The following is a 15,021-nucleotide window of genomic DNA, read 5'->3' on the forward strand; positions in this document are numbered from 1 at the left end:
AAACCATAGAAACCGTTATAACTTAGGGCTCGCAGCCGGTGGTCTGATTCGGGTCGTCGATGCGCGATGTAGATAGACGGTAATACTGTTAGATAATGCAATTACCTTGCCGTCTTTTAATAGCTGGAGCTGTAATTGATGGCTGCCACGATCAATATCGAACAAGCTGAATGTTAAGCTGTTTTGTAGTGCAAGGTGACTGTTCCCATCCAGTACGACTTGTACCTTATAGTCTTTGGTTATTTCACGATTACTGTTTGCAGTAATATCGATATGCCCTGCATTACTGCGCAGTGTTTGTTCATGAGAAGGGGTGATAAAGCGGATTGTGGCGGGAGGAAGGGCTTCAGGTGTGGATGACTTTTCTTTGGTAACCTCTATCTCATCAACTGTGGTGCTCAATGGTGCGCTGGGTGGGGTATTTAATTCATACACTTTCGTATGAGCGGCATTCGGCTGATCAGTAAAGTGGACGACACCATTTTTATCGACCCAAGAGTAAATTGTTGTTGCTTGTAAAGTGAGAGTAAAGAACAGAAGGCTAACGCCGATCGGTATAAAAAGAGGTCTGTGCATGAGTGTTCTCCCTAGCTGATTCATTATTTTTTCAGCTTTGAAGAAGGCAACAAGATCAAAAAGGCCTACTTGTGAAGTAGGCCTAAATCTTATTCTTTAGCAATTAATCAATTGCTTATACAGAGTAGTAAAGTTCAAACTCAAGTGGGTGAGTTGTCATATTTACTTTCTCTACATCTTCAGACTTCAGCTTGATGTAAGAATCAATAAAGTCATCAGAGAATACACCGCCAGTTGTTAGGAACTCACGATCTTCATCTAGGTTCTGTAGGGCGATTTGAAGTGACTCTGCTACCTGTGGAATTTCAGCAGCTTCTTCAGCAGGAAGATCATACAGATCTTTATCCATTGCTTCGCCTGGGTGAATCTTGTTCTGAATACCGTCAAGACCAGCCATTAGCATTGCTGCAAACGCGAGGTATGGGTTAGCTGCCGGATCACCGAAACGTACTTCGATACGGCGTGCTTTCGGGCTTGGTACCACTGGGATACGGATAGAAGCTGAACGGTTACGAGCAGAGTATGCAAGCATTACAGGAGCTTCAAAACCTGGTACAAGGCGCTTGTACGAGTTCGTTGCTGGGTTAGCAAAAGCGTTGATTGCACGAGCATGCTTAATGATACCGCCGATGTAGTAGATAGCCATTTCAGAAAGGCCGCCGTACTTATCGCCTGCAAAGAGGTTCTGACCATCTTTACCTAGAGACATGTGAACGTGCATACCAGAACCGTTATCACCAACTAGTGGCTTCGGCATGAAGGTTGCTGTTTTACCAAATGCATGAGCAACGTTGTGTACAACGTACTTATAGATTTGGATTTCATCGGCTTTCGTTGTTAGCGTATTAAAGCGAGTCGCGATTTCATTCTGACCAGCTGTTGCTACTTCGTGGTGGTGTGCTTCAACAACAAGTCCCATTTCTTCCATGATTAGACACATAGCAGAACGGATATCTTGAGATGAATCAACAGGTGCTACTGGGAAGTAACCGCCTTTAACGCCAGGACGGTGACCTTTGTTACCACCTTCGAAATCAGAACCTGTGTTCCAAGCTGCTTCTACATCATCAATTTTGAAGAAAGAACCTGACATGTCAGTGTTGAACTTAACATCGTCAAATAGGAAGAATTCAGGCTCAGGACCAACAAGTACGGTGTCTGCTAGACCAGTTGAACGCATAAACTCTTCTGCGCGTTTTGCGATAGAGCGTGGGTCGCGATCGTAGCCTTGCATGGTTGCAGGCTCAAGAATGTCACAACGAATATTAAGTGTTGAGTCTTCCGTGAATGGGTCAAGTACTGCGCTTGAAGCGTCAGGCATCATCACCATGTCTGATTCATTGATACCTTTCCAACCAGCAACGGATGAACCGTCAAACATTTTGCCATCTTCAAAAAAATCGCTATCGATTTGGTGAGAAGGAATAGTGATGTGCTGCTCTTTACCTTTGGTATCGGTAAAACGTAGGTCAATAAACTTAACTTCATTTTCCTGGATCAGCGCTAGTACATTTTCTACTGACATCTTGAGTAACCTCCGGTGTTAAGATTGGGCAACTGGCCGCAAAAACTTATCAATGCTCGTTGTTGAGCTATTTAAAATAAGTAAAGCGAAAACCGTGCCAACTTTTAAAAGCCCTAAAATCGCACTGTTATGGCGTTTTGGGTGCTATGCGAATCCTTTTCTGCACCATAGTGGTGATATAGCGCACCGTTATGGTGCGTTCGTGTTAGGTGATAACCACGATGTGGTAACTACTATTAGCTTATGCGTTTATATTGTCAATCTCACTATTGCATAATTACGCCATTTTCTATCTTCGACTTTTTTTGAGTAAATAGTGGGCTGAAGTTACGCTGAATATACGTAAAAAGATGAATAATCATTAAAGATAAGGTGTCTTATTCCCATTTTTTAAGCGAAAAAAATGCATTAAAAGTGAGGTTTAATAAGGGTTCACGAACTATTTTTAAAAAACCGGTGATATAAATCACATATTACGTGGGTTTTAGCGTAAAATCTGTTAGATTATGAGCCGTTTTTTTAACCAAGTAGCTACCCACCGTTGGTCGCTGCATGTTCTGAGTGAATGTGAAATCCATGTCTAATCAACTGATCGATAAATTAAGAAATATCGCAATTATTGCTCACGTTGACCACGGTAAAACTACCCTGGTTGATAAACTACTACAGCAATCTGGCACGTTAGAAAACCGCGGCGAAGCCGAAGAACGAGTAATGGATTCTAACGATATCGAGAAAGAGCGTGGCATTACCATTCTTGCTAAGAACACAGCAATTAACTGGAATGACTACCGCATCAACATCGTAGATACCCCTGGACACGCCGATTTCGGTGGTGAAGTTGAGCGTATCATGTCGATGGTTGACTCAGTATTGCTTATCGTTGATGCAGTTGATGGCCCTATGCCACAAACGCGTTTTGTAACGCAAAAAGCATTCGCATACGGTCTTAAGCCAATCGTTGTAATCAACAAGATTGACCGTCCTGGCGCTCGTCCTGAGTGGGTTATGGATCAAATCTTTGATTTGTTTGATAACTTAGGCGCGACTGATGAGCAACTAGATTTCACAACTGTTTATGCTTCTGCACTAAATGGTTGGGCAACAATGGAAGAAGGCGTTGTTGGCGAAGATATGGAACCATTGTTCCAAGCGGTTGTTGATAACGTTGCAGCACCATGTGTTGACGTTGACGGCCCACTTCAGATGCAAGTATCTCAACTTGATTACAGCTCTTACGTAGGTGTTATCGGTGTTGCTCGTATCGCACGTGGTTCTGTTCAGCCAAACCAGCAAGTGACTATCGTCAATGCTGAAGGCAAGAAGCGTAACGGTAAAGTCGGTACGGTTCTTGGTTACCTTGGTCTTGAGCGTCACGAAGTTGAAGTCGCTAAAGCTGGCGACATCATCGCTATTACAGGTCTTGGCGAGCTGAAAATTTCAGACACTATCTGTGATGTGAATACTGTTGAAGCACTTCCTGCACTTTCTGTTGATGAACCAACAGTAACCATGACTTTCCAGGTGAACACGTCTCCGTTCGCTGGTAAAGAAGGTAAGTTCGTTACTTCACGTAACATTCTTGAGCGTCTGCAGAAAGAGCTTGTTCATAACGTAGCATTACGTGTTGAAGAAACTGACAGTCCAGATCGCTTCCGTGTTTCAGGTCGTGGTGAACTTCACCTATCTATCCTGATCGAAAACATGCGTCGTGAAGGTTTCGAGCTAGCAGTATCTCGTCCAGAAGTTATCATCAAAACTGTTGATGGTGAGCTAATGGAACCGTTTGAAATGGTAACTATCGATGTGGTTGAAGAGCATCAAGGTAGTGTCATGGAAAGCATCGGTATCCGTAAAGGTGAGCTGAAAGATATGGCACCAGATGGTAAGGGCCGTGTTCGCATGGACTTTATGATGCCTTCTCGTGGTCTTATCGGTTTCCAAACTGAGTTCTTAACAATGACCTCTGGTTCTGGCCTTATCTACCACTCTTTCGATCACTACGGTCCACACAAAGGTGGCGTTATCGGTCAACGTTCAAACGGCGTATTGATCTCTAACGGTACGGGTAAAGCAGTAACATACTCACTGTTCAACCTTCAAGAACGTGGTCGTCTGTTCTCTGAGCACGGTGATGAAGTTTATGAAGGTCAGATTATCGGTATTCACAACCGTGCTAACGATCTGACTATCAACTGTCTTCGTGGTAAGCAGCTGACTAACGTTCGTGCATCTGGTACTGATGAAGCACAAACGCTATCTCCTGCTATCAAGCACACGCTTGAGCAAGCTCTAGAATTCATTGATGATGATGAACTAGTAGAAGTTACACCAGTAAGCGTTCGTATTCGTAAGAAACTTCTTACTGAAAACGATCGTAAGCGTGCAGGCCGTGCACCGAAGTAATTCGGCTGTAATAGCTAGCTAAAAAAATCCCGCTATTGGTTATGCCATGGCGGGATTTTTGTATCTGAAAAAGAAAAAGCTCTCGTAAAAATTCACCGCTGACTTTCCCATGCCAATGTCATTTCCAGTATACTGCCTACCTCATTGATTCAGAGTACGACAACATGCAGCCAATCATTATTACCGGTGGACCAGGAGCTGGTAAAACGACGCTATTGAAGGCATTAAGCCATAAAGGGTATTTAACATTTCCTGAAGTGTCTCGTACCTTAATTCAGCAACAAGCAAAGTTAGATAATGGGGTATTACCGTGGACCAATCTTCCCGCTTTTGCTGAGCTTTGTTTAGTGATGATGAATGAGCAGCGTCGATTAGCTCAGAAGGGGGCAATGCCAGCTTTTGTTGATCGTGCTATTCCTGATATTTGTGCTTATCTAACAGTGGGCGGAGAAACGGTAAGTCAGCATTACCTTGATGCTGCTGCCGGTTATGCTTCTCGGGTGTTTTTTTGTGCGCCTCATGAAGCGATTTATCAAAAAGATGATGAACGCCCTCACAGTTTTATTGAAGCTCAAGCTATTCACGAGCAGCTAATAATGACCTATAAGGCGCTTAATTATGAAGTGACGCAAGTGCCATGGGGAAGTGTAGAAGAGCGAGCCTGTTGGGTTCTGGCCCGCTTATAATGGTAAGTTGAGCTAAATCGTTTACGATTTTTTCAGGTGTGAGATAAAACGTTCAGATTCATTAATGGCGATTTGCATATCATTGATAGCTCGTTGAATATCTTTTTGTAGGGATGTAAATTCACCCTGTAGCGAACCGATGGCTGCCGCATTCAAATTGTGCTTTAGGTACAGCGTATTATCTCGTAATGTATTGAGCACTGGTGTCATTTTGCTTTCAGCTTTATGCATGGCGGTTAACATTTTTTTGTAGGATGTTTGGGTGGCACGCAGTTTCTTTTCACTATCGCGCTTCAATGTGGTGCTGGTATAAAGTGAAAGCTCGTTTTCCCACTCATCAAATAAAGCATCGGCAACGTCTTCGATAGCAGCAATGCGTTCACTGACTTTTTCGGCCGCATCAGAACTGGCTTCATATTGATCGTTAATATCGTTATAGGCTGTTTCTAAATCACCGCCATCGAATTGATTCAGGGCTTTTAGTGCATTTAGTGCGCTAGTGAATTGCTCTTGAGCATCTTGTTGTGCTTTATTTGTATCTTCGACGCGGTCGACCATGATATCGCGTTTATGTACGCCGACTTTTTCCATCGCGGAATAATAAGCGCTTTGACACCCAGATAGTAGCGTGACACTTAGCAGAATGGTGAGTAGATAGGGCATCGTAAATTCCTTATTGATGTATGGTATCTGAATCGTACGCTTTCCTTTCGTAGCGATAAATTCGTATTAGAATTAAAATAGTATAAAAATTAATTAGATGAATATGGCTGAGAATAAGATAACTGGCAAGGTACATTTTCTTCAATGTCTAAAACAGACTTTTGCATATTTAACCTACCTTCATCGGCGAGTTAAACATGATCGTTTAACTATTGCAGCAGGTTCGATGGCGTATGTGACGTTACTGTCATTGGTCCCCATGATTACTGTTGTTCTTTCTGCGTTATCTGCTTTTCCTGTGTTCGCGGGGTTGGGGGAGTTACTACAAAATTTTGTGATTGAAAATTTTGTACCAGCCGCTGGTGAAGTCGTAAAAACGTATTTGAATGAGTTTGTCGCGAATGCCGGAAAGATGACTGCTGTTGGGGTTGGGGCATTATTTGTGGTGGCGATGATGTTAATGTCTTCCATCGATCAGGCATTAAATTACATTTGGCGAGTGCATGAAAAACGCCGGCCTGTGATTTCATTTTCTATTTATTGGATGGTGTTGACGTTAGGCCCTATCCTTGTGGGTTCAAGTATTGCAGTGAGCTCTTATTTGGGTTCATTAAACTTGCTTAATAGCGAAGCGGTGAATGGTCTTTTTCAGCAAACATTACGCGCTTTGCCTGTCATCATGTCGAGCTGTGCTTTCTTAGGTTTATATCTGCTGGTACCCAATTTAAAGGTGAAGTTCAGCCATGCATTATTCGGTGCTTTAGTGGCAAGCACATTATTTGAGTTGAGTAAAAAAGGGTTTGCACTTTATATTTCAAACTTCCCGTCTTATCAGGTGATATATGGCGCATTAGCTGTGATCCCTATTTTATTTGTTTGGGTGTACTTGTGCTGGTGTATCGTGTTACTTGGTGCAGAAATTACAGCAAGTCTTGGTGAGCGAAAGCAGTGGCAACTGTCTTCTTGTGAGCCGATGGCATCTAAAGACTGCGATGTAAAAAGAATGGCAAAAAATGAGCAAGAAAAAAGCTCAGAAGCTGAAAATAATGAAGGAACAAAGTAAATGATTGCGTTAATTCAACGAGTAAGTGAAGCCAGTGTAACGGTTGATGGCCAAGTAACAGGAACTATTGGTAAAGGCTTACTGGTTCTGCTTGGGGTAGAGAAAGAAGACGATGAATCAAAAACGAAACGTCTGCGTGATAAAGTTTTAGGCTATCGTATATTTGAAGACGATGCGGGGAAAATGAATTTAAATGTTCAGCAAGCGGGGGGCAGTGTCTTAGTTGTTTCACAGTTTACGTTAGCGGCAGACACGAAAAGTGGTATGCGCCCAAGTTTTTCTGTTGGAGCAGCACCTGCTGATGCGGAACGCTTGTATGATTATTTTGTCGAATGTTGTAAGGATAAAGATATCCAGACTGAAACGGGTGTTTTTGCAGCAGATATGAAAGTGGCTTTATTGAACGATGGACCTGTGACGTTTTGGCTTCAGGTGTAGTGGTAAACCACTGGTTATATAGATAACTAGAATCGCAATGGATAGACGATTAATTAGCGGAAACGCCAGAGAGAGGGATGCATGTTTCGACTGATCACACCAAAAACGGCCGACGAATTAGCACGTTATTATGATTTTCGCTGGCGAATGTTGCGTGAAGCATGGCGTATGCCTGTGGGATCTGAGCGGGATGCCTACGATGAACTAAGTGCGCACCGTATGATCGTGACAGATAACGGCGAAACTATTGCCATTGGTCGGCTGTATATGACACCAGACAATGATGGTCAGATTCGTTTTATGGCTGTGCACCCTAATTATCGTCACAAAGGAATGGGAGCCATCGTGCTCATGGCGCTGGAATCGTTGGCGCGCCAAGATGGTGCAAAGCGGTTAGTGTGTAATGCCCGAGAAGATGCGATTCCTTTTTATCTGAAAAATGCCTTTACTAGCCAAGGCGAGTTGAGTGATGAGCGTGGTCCGGTACGTCACCAGCAAATGCTAAAACACCTCGATCCATTAACCGATGTTGTCCGTCATCCTGAATGGTGCCAAGAACTGCAAGAATTATGGCAATACCAGATTCCAATCAGTGACAAGATGGGGGTCAAGATAAGTCAATACACGGGGTATCGTTTTGAAGTGAGCGCATTAATTAATGCGAATCTGAATCCGAGTGAGTTTATGTTTGCAGGTAGTATTTTTACTATGGCAACGTTAGCGGGCTGGGGATTTATTTGGATGCTGATAAAAGAACGTAAACTAGAAGCTGATATTGTATTAGTTGATAGTCATATCCGTTACGTGTCTCCGGTGAAAGAGCGGCCACGTGCCGTTGTATCAATTGAAACACTCAGTGGTGACTTTGATCGCCTTGCCAAAGGGCGCAAGGGTCGAGTGATTGTTGAAGTGAATGTTTACAGTGGCGAGACGTTAGCTTCTACGTTTACTGGTACTTATATGTTATTTCCTTTACAAGTTGATGCTGATAGAAGCTGCTGAACAGTACCCCAAGATCGTGTGAGCTGCTGGCAACCTTGTTTTGCTTGCAGCTCTATTGTTTGTTTAGTTGTATCTGCTAAATCCCATCTCCCTTTTAAATTTGCTTTTAGCCCTTTGCTTCTTAACTCTATCTTGTTGATTGCCATACGCCCTCTATCTGCGGAAATAGATAAAGGTGATAAAGACAGTGAAAGCGAATCAACGTTTTGGCTCTGATTGCTCGTCGGTTGAGGCTGTTGTGAAGTACCCCAGTATTGAAGCAACTGTTGCGGGGTTAGTTTACTGAGCTGTAGCTGCCTAAATGTCGCGATTAAATCACCTGTAAAGCTATAAGCAAGGCTTGTTTGGTGCTGGGCTAAGCCTGTTCCATTAAAGCTGACATCCATAGCACCAGTAACGGGAAAAGGTATTGCTAACCATTGGGATAGAGTTGTCGCTGGTATGTTGTCACCTTGTAGTGATAGCTTCCAAGGCTGACCTGAACGATTTAAATCTACATTACCAGACGCTTCTAATAATCCATCTTTAAAAGGCAGGATTAACTGCTTTAATTGCCAATTACCTGCCTGACTATTCATTGTGGTATACGGACCTATCATACTGACTTTATTGACGCTTGCCGCTCCTGAATTTGCGGTTAACGTGCCTTGCCATAATCCAACTTGTCCATGCCTTTTCAGGATGAGGTCTTCCCCGTTAATGTTTAAGCCTGCGATTTGAAATGGGTTGGCTGGATTGGTGTCCGTCAGCTGGGCGTAGCCAATATCTAATTGAGTAATGCTGATATCAGAATACAGTGAATTCAGTGTGTGTAAATGTGTTGGCCAATTGTTGGGTAATACCCATTTAATTCCATTTACCGTTACTTGATTAAGCGCCAATACATCAGGGGTTAATGTGCCATCAAGTTGAACATACCCTTCGAGAACTTTTGTTGATAGCCCATTTACGGTTATTTGTTGCGGTGAAAAGGTGCTGTTGACAAGTGGATCTTCAAAGACAGTATTTAACCATTGAATACTGCTAGCATTTAGAGAAACCAACGCTTCATGTTGTTGCCAATGAGTGGCAGGCCACTGCCAATGTTGTACCGAAAGATTAATGTTATTAAGTGTGTAATTAGGCATCTCTATATTACTTTCAAGTACATCAAGGCGTTTAATGTCGATGGTGAGAGCGGAGGCTTTCACTTGATCAATATAAGAGCGAAATAGGGTGAGTTGGTTCTGGTCTTGTAATTGTAAGCCAGTGACCGTTAATTGGTGTAATGTGAGTAAATCAGGTTGTGTTGCCGATTGCTTATATTCAGCTTGACCACTAAAGGTAGCGTGCTGCCATTCAAAGGATAACCCGTAGAACTTCAAGTTTTTATCTTGATAATCACCATCAATTAAAACGTCTTTCAATGTTGTACCTTGCCATTGAATATTGGGTGCAGACAGTTGAAAGTCACCACTGAATATTCCCCATGATTGCGAACGGCTCTGCCAATTATCGATCTGTAGACGGGCTTGTTCGATGCTGATTTCAGGGGTATGCAGTGTCAGGTTATTTAGGGCTAAACGTTGAACATGTAAAGCGGGTAAGGTGGTGAAATCCACGGGCTGATTTAGGGTAATGGTATCAATCAAAATGCTGTCAAAAGACCAACCGTTATTCAGCAATTTTGAGGGAGCTAGCCATAGCTGGATGTTATTGGCAGATAGTAAAGACTGCCGTTGATACATTAGCTGTGGCTGTTCGAGTTGCAAATGCCAAGGATCGCTGATGTGATAGTTAATGTTTGCTGCTTTAAGTTGATAATCTGTTGTAGCATCAATGGTGTTGATGACGAGTTTAGTGGCGTATTGGGTGTGCAGTAATGTCAGGGTGATAGTGATGCTAAGCAGCATCAAAATGATAAGGGTACCGAATATTTTTCCCACTACACGCATATAGCCTCCAAAGGTCTTCCTTCAGATTGGCGTAAAAAGCGTAGAGCTGCAAGGGGATGTTTTTGATTTTATTGATCTGTTAGTTAATTTTGTGTTTCGGCTAAATGTTGGTCGATATTGCAGCCAGTTATCCGAATAAAAAAAGCCCTTCTTTTCGGGAAGGGCTTTTAGTCAATCAATCGTAAAAGGGATGATTAATCGAGCTGTGGACCAGCAGCAACCAGTTCAGCACCTTCTGTTGTATCGGTGTACTTTTCAAAGTTATTGATGAAGCGATTCGCTAGATCTTGTGCTTTGCTTTCCCACTGTAGCGGGTCAGTATACGTATCACGTGGGTCTAGAATTTCAGGGTTAACACCTGGTAGCGATGTCGGTATTTCAAGATTAAAGATTGGCATCTCTTTTGTTTCTGCATTATCAATAGAGCCATCTAGGATTGCATCGATGATACCGCGAGTATCTTGAATTGAAATTCGTTTGCCTGTGCCGTTCCAACCAGTGTTAACAAGGTAAGCTTCTGCTCCAGCCGCTTCCATACGCTTAACCAGTACTTCTGCATACTGTGTAGGGTGAAGTGTTAGGAATGCATTACCAAAACATGCTGAGAACGTTGGCGTTGGTTCTGTAATACCGCGTTCAGTACCTGCTAGTTTTGCTGTGAAACCAGATAGGAAGTGGTATTTAGTTTGTTCTGGCGTTAATTTTGATACCGGAGGAAGTACACCAAAAGCATCAGCAGACAAGAAGATAACCTTGTTTGCATGGCCACCTTTAGACACTGGTTTAACAATGTTTTCAATGTGGTAGATTGGGTAAGATACTCGGGTATTTTCTGTTTTCGAGTTGTCGTCGAAATCAATAGCGCCGTCAGCACGAACTGTTACGTTTTCTAGCAGTGCATCACGACGGATGGCATTATAGATGTCAGGTTCTGCTTCTTTTGAAAGGTTAATGGTTTTTGCGTAGCAACCGCCTTCAAAGTTGAATACACCGTTGTCATCCCAACCGTGCTCATCATCACCAATAAGCGCACGTTTAGGATCAGTTGATAACGTTGTTTTACCTGTACCAGAAAGACCAAAGAATACTGCTACATCACCGTTTTCGCCCATATTAGCTGAACAGTGCATAGACGCTATGTCTTTAAGCGGAAGGAAGTAGTTCATCATTGCGAACATACCTTTCTTCATCTCACCGCCGTACCAAGTACCACCGATAAGCTGCATTTTTTCTGTTAGGTTGAAGACTGTGAAGTTTTCAGAGTTCAGACCTTGCTCTTCCCACTTCTCGTTAGTGCACTTCGCACCGTTCATTACCACGAAATCAGGTTCAAAGCTTGCGAGCTCTTCTTCTGTTGGGCGAATAAACATATTTTTTACGAAGTGTGCTTGCCATGCAACTTCCGTAATTACACGGATACATAGGCGGGTATCAGGGTTTGCGCCACAGTAACCATCGACAACAAACAGACGCTTGCCAGATAGTTGCTTAGTGACTAATACTTTTAACTCATTCCAGACTTTTTGATCAATCGCTTTATTGTCGTTCTTGCCTTGGTCTGCCCACCATAGGGTATCGCGGGTAGTGTCATCTTTAACGATGAACTTATCTTTAGGCGAACGACCTGTAAAAATTCCCGTATCAACAGATACAGCACCAAGCTCAGTAACGATACCTCTTTCGTATCCTTCTAGGCCGGGCTTAGTCTCTTCTTCGAATAGAACTTCGAAAGATGGGTTACGAATAACATCCGTAACATTGTTGATACCGTATTCAGACAGATCCACGTTTTTTGCAACCTTTTTTTCGACATTCGTAACAGTCATAGGTGCTCCTGGGTAAGATGTAGTTTATCTGTTGACCATGCTAACAACCCTAAAGGGGTAATTCAGGGAGATCCATCAAAAAACAACCACTAAGATGTTAATAATAAGTAAAAATTACAAGTCTCGATGGCGGTTAAGTTTACAATGATGTGAAGCGTTTGCGCTAGAGGCTGAAATTAATATTTCTGTTAAAAAAAGCAGGGGAAAAAACGTGTAAGAAGATGTAATCGAGGAGTGAAAGTGTGCTTCAGTTAAAAAAATAGCCGAATTACATTCGGCTATTCTTCTGATTTATCAATGTTTTTGCGTGACGATAATTATCAGTGTACCTGATCGCTATCATTCTTCGCGGCATTCTCGTGAAGTGCTGCTACATCAATGCTATCAAAGTCATAACTGGTACCACAGTAGTCACAATGCAGTGAAACTTTACCTTCATCAGCGATGATTTTTTCTACTTCAATACGTTCAATTGAACAGATTGCTGATGCGCTACGTTCGCGTGAACAACCACAGTGAAATTCGACAGATTGAGGGTCAAATAATTTCACTTCTTCTTGGTGATAAAGGCGGTAAAGTACATCTTGCGCATCTAAACCAAACAGTTCTTCGTTTTTCACTGTTTCTGTTAATTGTTCAAGGTGTTCAAAATCACCCTCTTTACCTTGACCATCAGGCAGAATTTGCAGCAACATTCCTGCTGCTTTTGCATTACCTTCAAATTCACCAGTACGTAAAATGATACGGGTTTTTAGTTGCTCTGAATTTGCGAAGTAACCTTCAAGTGATTCAGCAAGAGTGTCCCCTTCTAAACCAACCACACCTTGGTAACGCTCGCCTTTGGTTGGTGTGATAGTAATAACTAGGTGGCCTTTACCAATGACATCGTGAATGGTACCGTCAGTCGGCACTTTGCCTTCCCAACGTGCAACACCACGCATTTTCTGCTCATGATCACCATTGATAACTGCAAGACGAACAGGGCCATCACCTTGAAGCTGGACAGTAATAGAACCTTCAAATTTTAATGTGGCAGTTAACAGGCTTGTTGCCACCAGTAATTCGCCTAATAATTTTTGTACCGGCGCAGGGTATTCCTTACTAGCAATGATTTGCTGATAAGTGTTGCCCAGTTGTACGAGCTCACCACGTACAGATACACCTTCAAATAGGTAACGGTACAGATTATCGTTTGTCATTAGCGTGTATTCTCCAGCCGGTATAATAGTTAGAACAATGCATTTAGGATTTTATTTGGACGATTACATTCATATAATGAAACTTTTTCTGTAATAGAGACCTAATAGATTACTCATTGATGTTCTTGAATTTAATGATATCGCGTCGTTGCTTTTTATCTGGGCGTTTTTCAGGGCTAGGGCTACCAAAAGCATTTAGCTTACGCATCTCAGCATTCTGACTTCGTAGCTTAAGACTTTCGGTGGTTTCCTCGTATAAGGTTTGTGCTTCTGGGGCACCACGACGAGCGGTTGATAATTTCTCAATCGTAATAGTTTTTTCTTCGTTGCCCTGCCTTACGCGAACCTCTGCACCTACTTCAACGATTTTGCTGGGTTTAGAGCGTTGACCGTTGTAATGCACTTTTCCGCCATCGATCATGTTACGAGCGATTGAGCGTGTTTTGTAAAATCGTGCCGCCCATAACCATTTATCAAGACGCACTTGAAGAGGGTCTGAGTTTGATGATTGATGACTCACAACGAGCTCCTTACCCCAAAAAGGGCGCTAAAAGTAGCATATTAAGTTTAGTAAATGGAGATATTGATGGGATATTTCAATGTTAAATAGACAATTAATTCTCTGCTACAGTTAGTCTATTGATCGTTATTACTTTTTTTTCGTGATCTCGGTGGATATATTACATGATTTTATTAATGCAGCCCTGCCTTAATAGGAGCTGAACAGGTATCCTGTTAGATCAGGCGATGTATAAATTTTGGTGAAATGGACTTAAGAATGGTTGCAACAAAGTGGTTAGAAACGCTTTATACAAAGCGCCCATTGTCAGCGAAAACATTTACACAAATAACGACATGGTTATTAATCGTGATGTTGGCATGGATATTAGGGCGATTGATATGGTCATTCATTCAACCTGTAGACAATCTAGCACCTTGGCAAATGAAAGTGGCTTCAGTGTCAGGGGGGAACACATCATCATTTCAAGTCTCCGATGTGCTAGCAATGAACTTGTTTGGTCAGTATCAACAAAACGCCCCTGTCATTAAACAACAACCCGTTAAGCAGGATGCGCCACAAACCAGTTTGAATTTAACGTTAGTGGGCGTGGTTGCGAGTAATCGCGCTGAAACGACGTTAGCGGTAATCACTAACCGCGGTAAGCAAAATACCTATGGTTTAAATGAAGCGATTGATGGCACTCGTGCAACATTACAGGCTGTGTATGTTGATCGCGTTATTATTCGAAATAGCGGTCGTGATGAAACATTGATGTTGGATGGCGTTAAGTTTGGTCAATCACAATCTCAGCAGCCAGCTCGAAGCAAATCAAAACCCGTTGAAACGGTAAAGGCTGCGCCTTCATCAGAATTAGATCAAATTAAAAAGGATATTCTAGAGAAGCCCCAAAACCTCTTTACCTATATTCGTCTTTCTCAGGTGAAAAAGGATAATGAGCTTGTGGGGTATCGTGTTAATCCGGGTAAAGATAGGGTGCTATTTGATGCTGTTGGTCTAAAGGCTAATGATTTAGCGGTTAGTTTAAATGGTAATGACTTAACAGACCCTACGGTAATGGCAAAATTATGGACCGAGTTATCTGAAGCGACCGACTTTACATTAACGGTAGAGCGAGAAGGTCAATTACACGATATTTATATTGAATTGCAATAGTGTTTCAACAGTGGAACACGCGATTAAG

General features: G+C 42.4%; 13 protein-coding genes. 6 read left to right on the forward strand and 7 right to left on the reverse strand.

The features are described from left to right. Nucleotides 1-15: 15 nt before the first annotated feature. Nucleotides 16-576, reverse strand: a complete 561-nt coding sequence (locus C9J47_RS24665) for a DUF4124 domain-containing protein (RefSeq protein ID WP_107256393.1) — start codon at nucleotides 574-576, stop codon at nucleotides 16-18. Between the two features lie 115 nt (nucleotides 577-691). Next, nucleotides 692-2,101 (reverse strand): glutamate--ammonia ligase, encoded by a 1,410-nt coding sequence (gene glnA, locus C9J47_RS24670; RefSeq protein WP_107256395.1) that lies wholly within the window; start codon nucleotides 2,099-2,101, stop codon nucleotides 692-694. A 576-nt stretch (nucleotides 2,102-2,677) separates the two neighbouring features. Here glnA and typA point away from each other — a divergent pair. Next, the gene (gene typA / locus C9J47_RS24680) at nucleotides 2,678-4,507 is read left to right on the forward strand and encodes a translational GTPase TypA (protein ID WP_107256400.1); all 1,830 of its coding nucleotides are present in this window, start codon (nucleotides 2,678-2,680) and stop codon (nucleotides 4,505-4,507) included. Nucleotides 4,508-4,671: 164 nt separating this feature from the next. Next, entirely contained in the window at nucleotides 4,672-5,193 is a 522-nt protein-coding gene (locus tag C9J47_RS24685; RefSeq protein WP_107256402.1) for an AAA family ATPase, read from the forward strand. 21 nt (nucleotides 5,194-5,214) lie between these two features. Here the strand turns inward: C9J47_RS24685 and C9J47_RS24690 are convergent, their stop codons facing one another. Next, on the reverse strand, nucleotides 5,215-5,856 hold the full coding sequence (locus tag C9J47_RS24690) for a DUF2959 domain-containing protein (RefSeq protein WP_107256404.1): 642 nt from the start codon (nucleotides 5,854-5,856) through the stop codon (nucleotides 5,215-5,217). 103 nt (nucleotides 5,857-5,959) lie between these two features. Between C9J47_RS24690 and C9J47_RS24695 the strand changes: the two genes are divergently transcribed. From C9J47_RS24695 to C9J47_RS24705, 3 genes are all read left to right on the forward strand, one after another. Beyond that, nucleotides 5,960-6,919 (forward strand): virulence factor BrkB family protein, encoded by a 960-nt coding sequence (locus C9J47_RS24695; protein ID WP_107244075.1) that lies wholly within the window; start codon nucleotides 5,960-5,962, stop codon nucleotides 6,917-6,919. Beyond that, nucleotides 6,920-7,357, forward strand: coding sequence for a D-aminoacyl-tRNA deacylase (gene dtd / locus C9J47_RS24700; RefSeq protein ID WP_107244076.1), 438 nt, complete (start codon nucleotides 6,920-6,922; stop codon nucleotides 7,355-7,357). Nucleotides 7,358-7,438: 81 nt separating this feature from the next. Beyond that, on the forward strand, nucleotides 7,439-8,359 hold the full coding sequence (locus C9J47_RS24705; RefSeq protein ID WP_107256406.1) for a bifunctional GNAT family N-acetyltransferase/hotdog fold thioesterase: 921 nt from the start codon (nucleotides 7,439-7,441) through the stop codon (nucleotides 8,357-8,359). Here the strand turns inward: C9J47_RS24705 and C9J47_RS24710 are convergent. The 4 genes from C9J47_RS24710 to hslR form a co-directional block, all read right to left on the reverse strand. Beyond that, nucleotides 8,314-10,293, reverse strand: a complete 1,980-nt coding sequence (locus C9J47_RS24710; RefSeq protein WP_107256408.1) for an AsmA family protein — start codon at nucleotides 10,291-10,293, stop codon at nucleotides 8,314-8,316. The two genes, C9J47_RS24705 and C9J47_RS24710, sit on opposite strands and share 46 nt — an antisense overlap. A 194-nt stretch (nucleotides 10,294-10,487) precedes the next feature. Further along, nucleotides 10,488-12,119 (reverse strand): phosphoenolpyruvate carboxykinase (ATP), encoded by a 1,632-nt coding sequence (gene pckA / locus C9J47_RS24715; RefSeq protein ID WP_107256410.1) that lies wholly within the window; start codon nucleotides 12,117-12,119, stop codon nucleotides 10,488-10,490. A 320-nt stretch (nucleotides 12,120-12,439) separates the two neighbouring features. Next, a complete protein-coding gene (hslO, locus tag C9J47_RS24720) occupies nucleotides 12,440-13,318 on the reverse strand; it encodes an Hsp33 family molecular chaperone HslO (protein ID WP_107256412.1) in 879 nt (292 codons plus the stop codon). 109 nt (nucleotides 13,319-13,427) lie between these two features. Beyond that, a complete protein-coding gene (hslR, locus tag C9J47_RS24725; RefSeq protein ID WP_107256414.1) occupies nucleotides 13,428-13,838 on the reverse strand; it encodes a ribosome-associated heat shock protein Hsp15 in 411 nt (136 codons plus the stop codon). A gap of 258 nt (nucleotides 13,839-14,096) precedes the next feature. Here hslR and gspC point away from each other — a divergent pair, with 258 nt between their 5' ends. Beyond that, nucleotides 14,097-14,993, forward strand: coding sequence for a type II secretion system protein GspC (gene gspC, locus C9J47_RS24730; RefSeq protein WP_107256416.1), 897 nt, complete (start codon nucleotides 14,097-14,099; stop codon nucleotides 14,991-14,993). Nucleotides 14,994-15,021: the final 28 nt, after the last annotated feature.

This window comes from Photobacterium indicum, from assembly GCF_003026215.1.
GTDB classification, from domain to species: Bacteria; Pseudomonadota; Gammaproteobacteria; order Enterobacterales; family Vibrionaceae; genus Photobacterium; species Photobacterium indicum.

What these genes read in the sequence shown, in the direction of transcription:
- typA (WP_107256400.1), top strand. Translation starts at nt 2,678, where the DNA reads ATGTCTAATCAACTGATCGATAAATTAAGAAATATCGCAATTATTGCT.
- C9J47_RS24690 (WP_107256404.1), bottom strand. Translation starts at nt 5,856, where the DNA reads ATGCCCTATCTACTCACCATTCTGCTAAGTGTCACGCTACTATCTGGG.
- C9J47_RS24695 (WP_107244075.1), top strand. Translation starts at nt 5,960, where the DNA reads ATGGCTGAGAATAAGATAACTGGCAAGGTACATTTTCTTCAATGTCTA.
- C9J47_RS24685 (WP_107256402.1), top strand. Translation starts at nt 4,672, where the DNA reads ATGCAGCCAATCATTATTACCGGTGGACCAGGAGCTGGTAAAACGACG.
- C9J47_RS24665 (WP_107256393.1), bottom strand. Translation starts at nt 576, where the DNA reads ATGCACAGACCTCTTTTTATACCGATCGGCGTTAGCCTTCTGTTCTTT.
- pckA (WP_107256410.1), bottom strand. Translation starts at nt 12,119, where the DNA reads ATGACTGTTACGAATGTCGAAAAAAAGGTTGCAAAAAACGTGGATCTG.
- hslO (WP_107256412.1), bottom strand. Translation starts at nt 13,318, where the DNA reads ATGACAAACGATAATCTGTACCGTTACCTATTTGAAGGTGTATCTGTA.
- gspC (WP_107256416.1), top strand. Translation starts at nt 14,097, where the DNA reads ATGGTTGCAACAAAGTGGTTAGAAACGCTTTATACAAAGCGCCCATTG.
- glnA (WP_107256395.1), bottom strand. Translation starts at nt 2,101, where the DNA reads ATGTCAGTAGAAAATGTACTAGCGCTGATCCAGGAAAATGAAGTTAAG.
- C9J47_RS24705 (WP_107256406.1), top strand. Translation starts at nt 7,439, where the DNA reads ATGTTTCGACTGATCACACCAAAAACGGCCGACGAATTAGCACGTTAT.
- C9J47_RS24710 (WP_107256408.1), bottom strand. Translation starts at nt 10,293, where the DNA reads ATGCGTGTAGTGGGAAAAATATTCGGTACCCTTATCATTTTGATGCTG.
- dtd (WP_107244076.1), top strand. Translation starts at nt 6,920, where the DNA reads ATGATTGCGTTAATTCAACGAGTAAGTGAAGCCAGTGTAACGGTTGAT.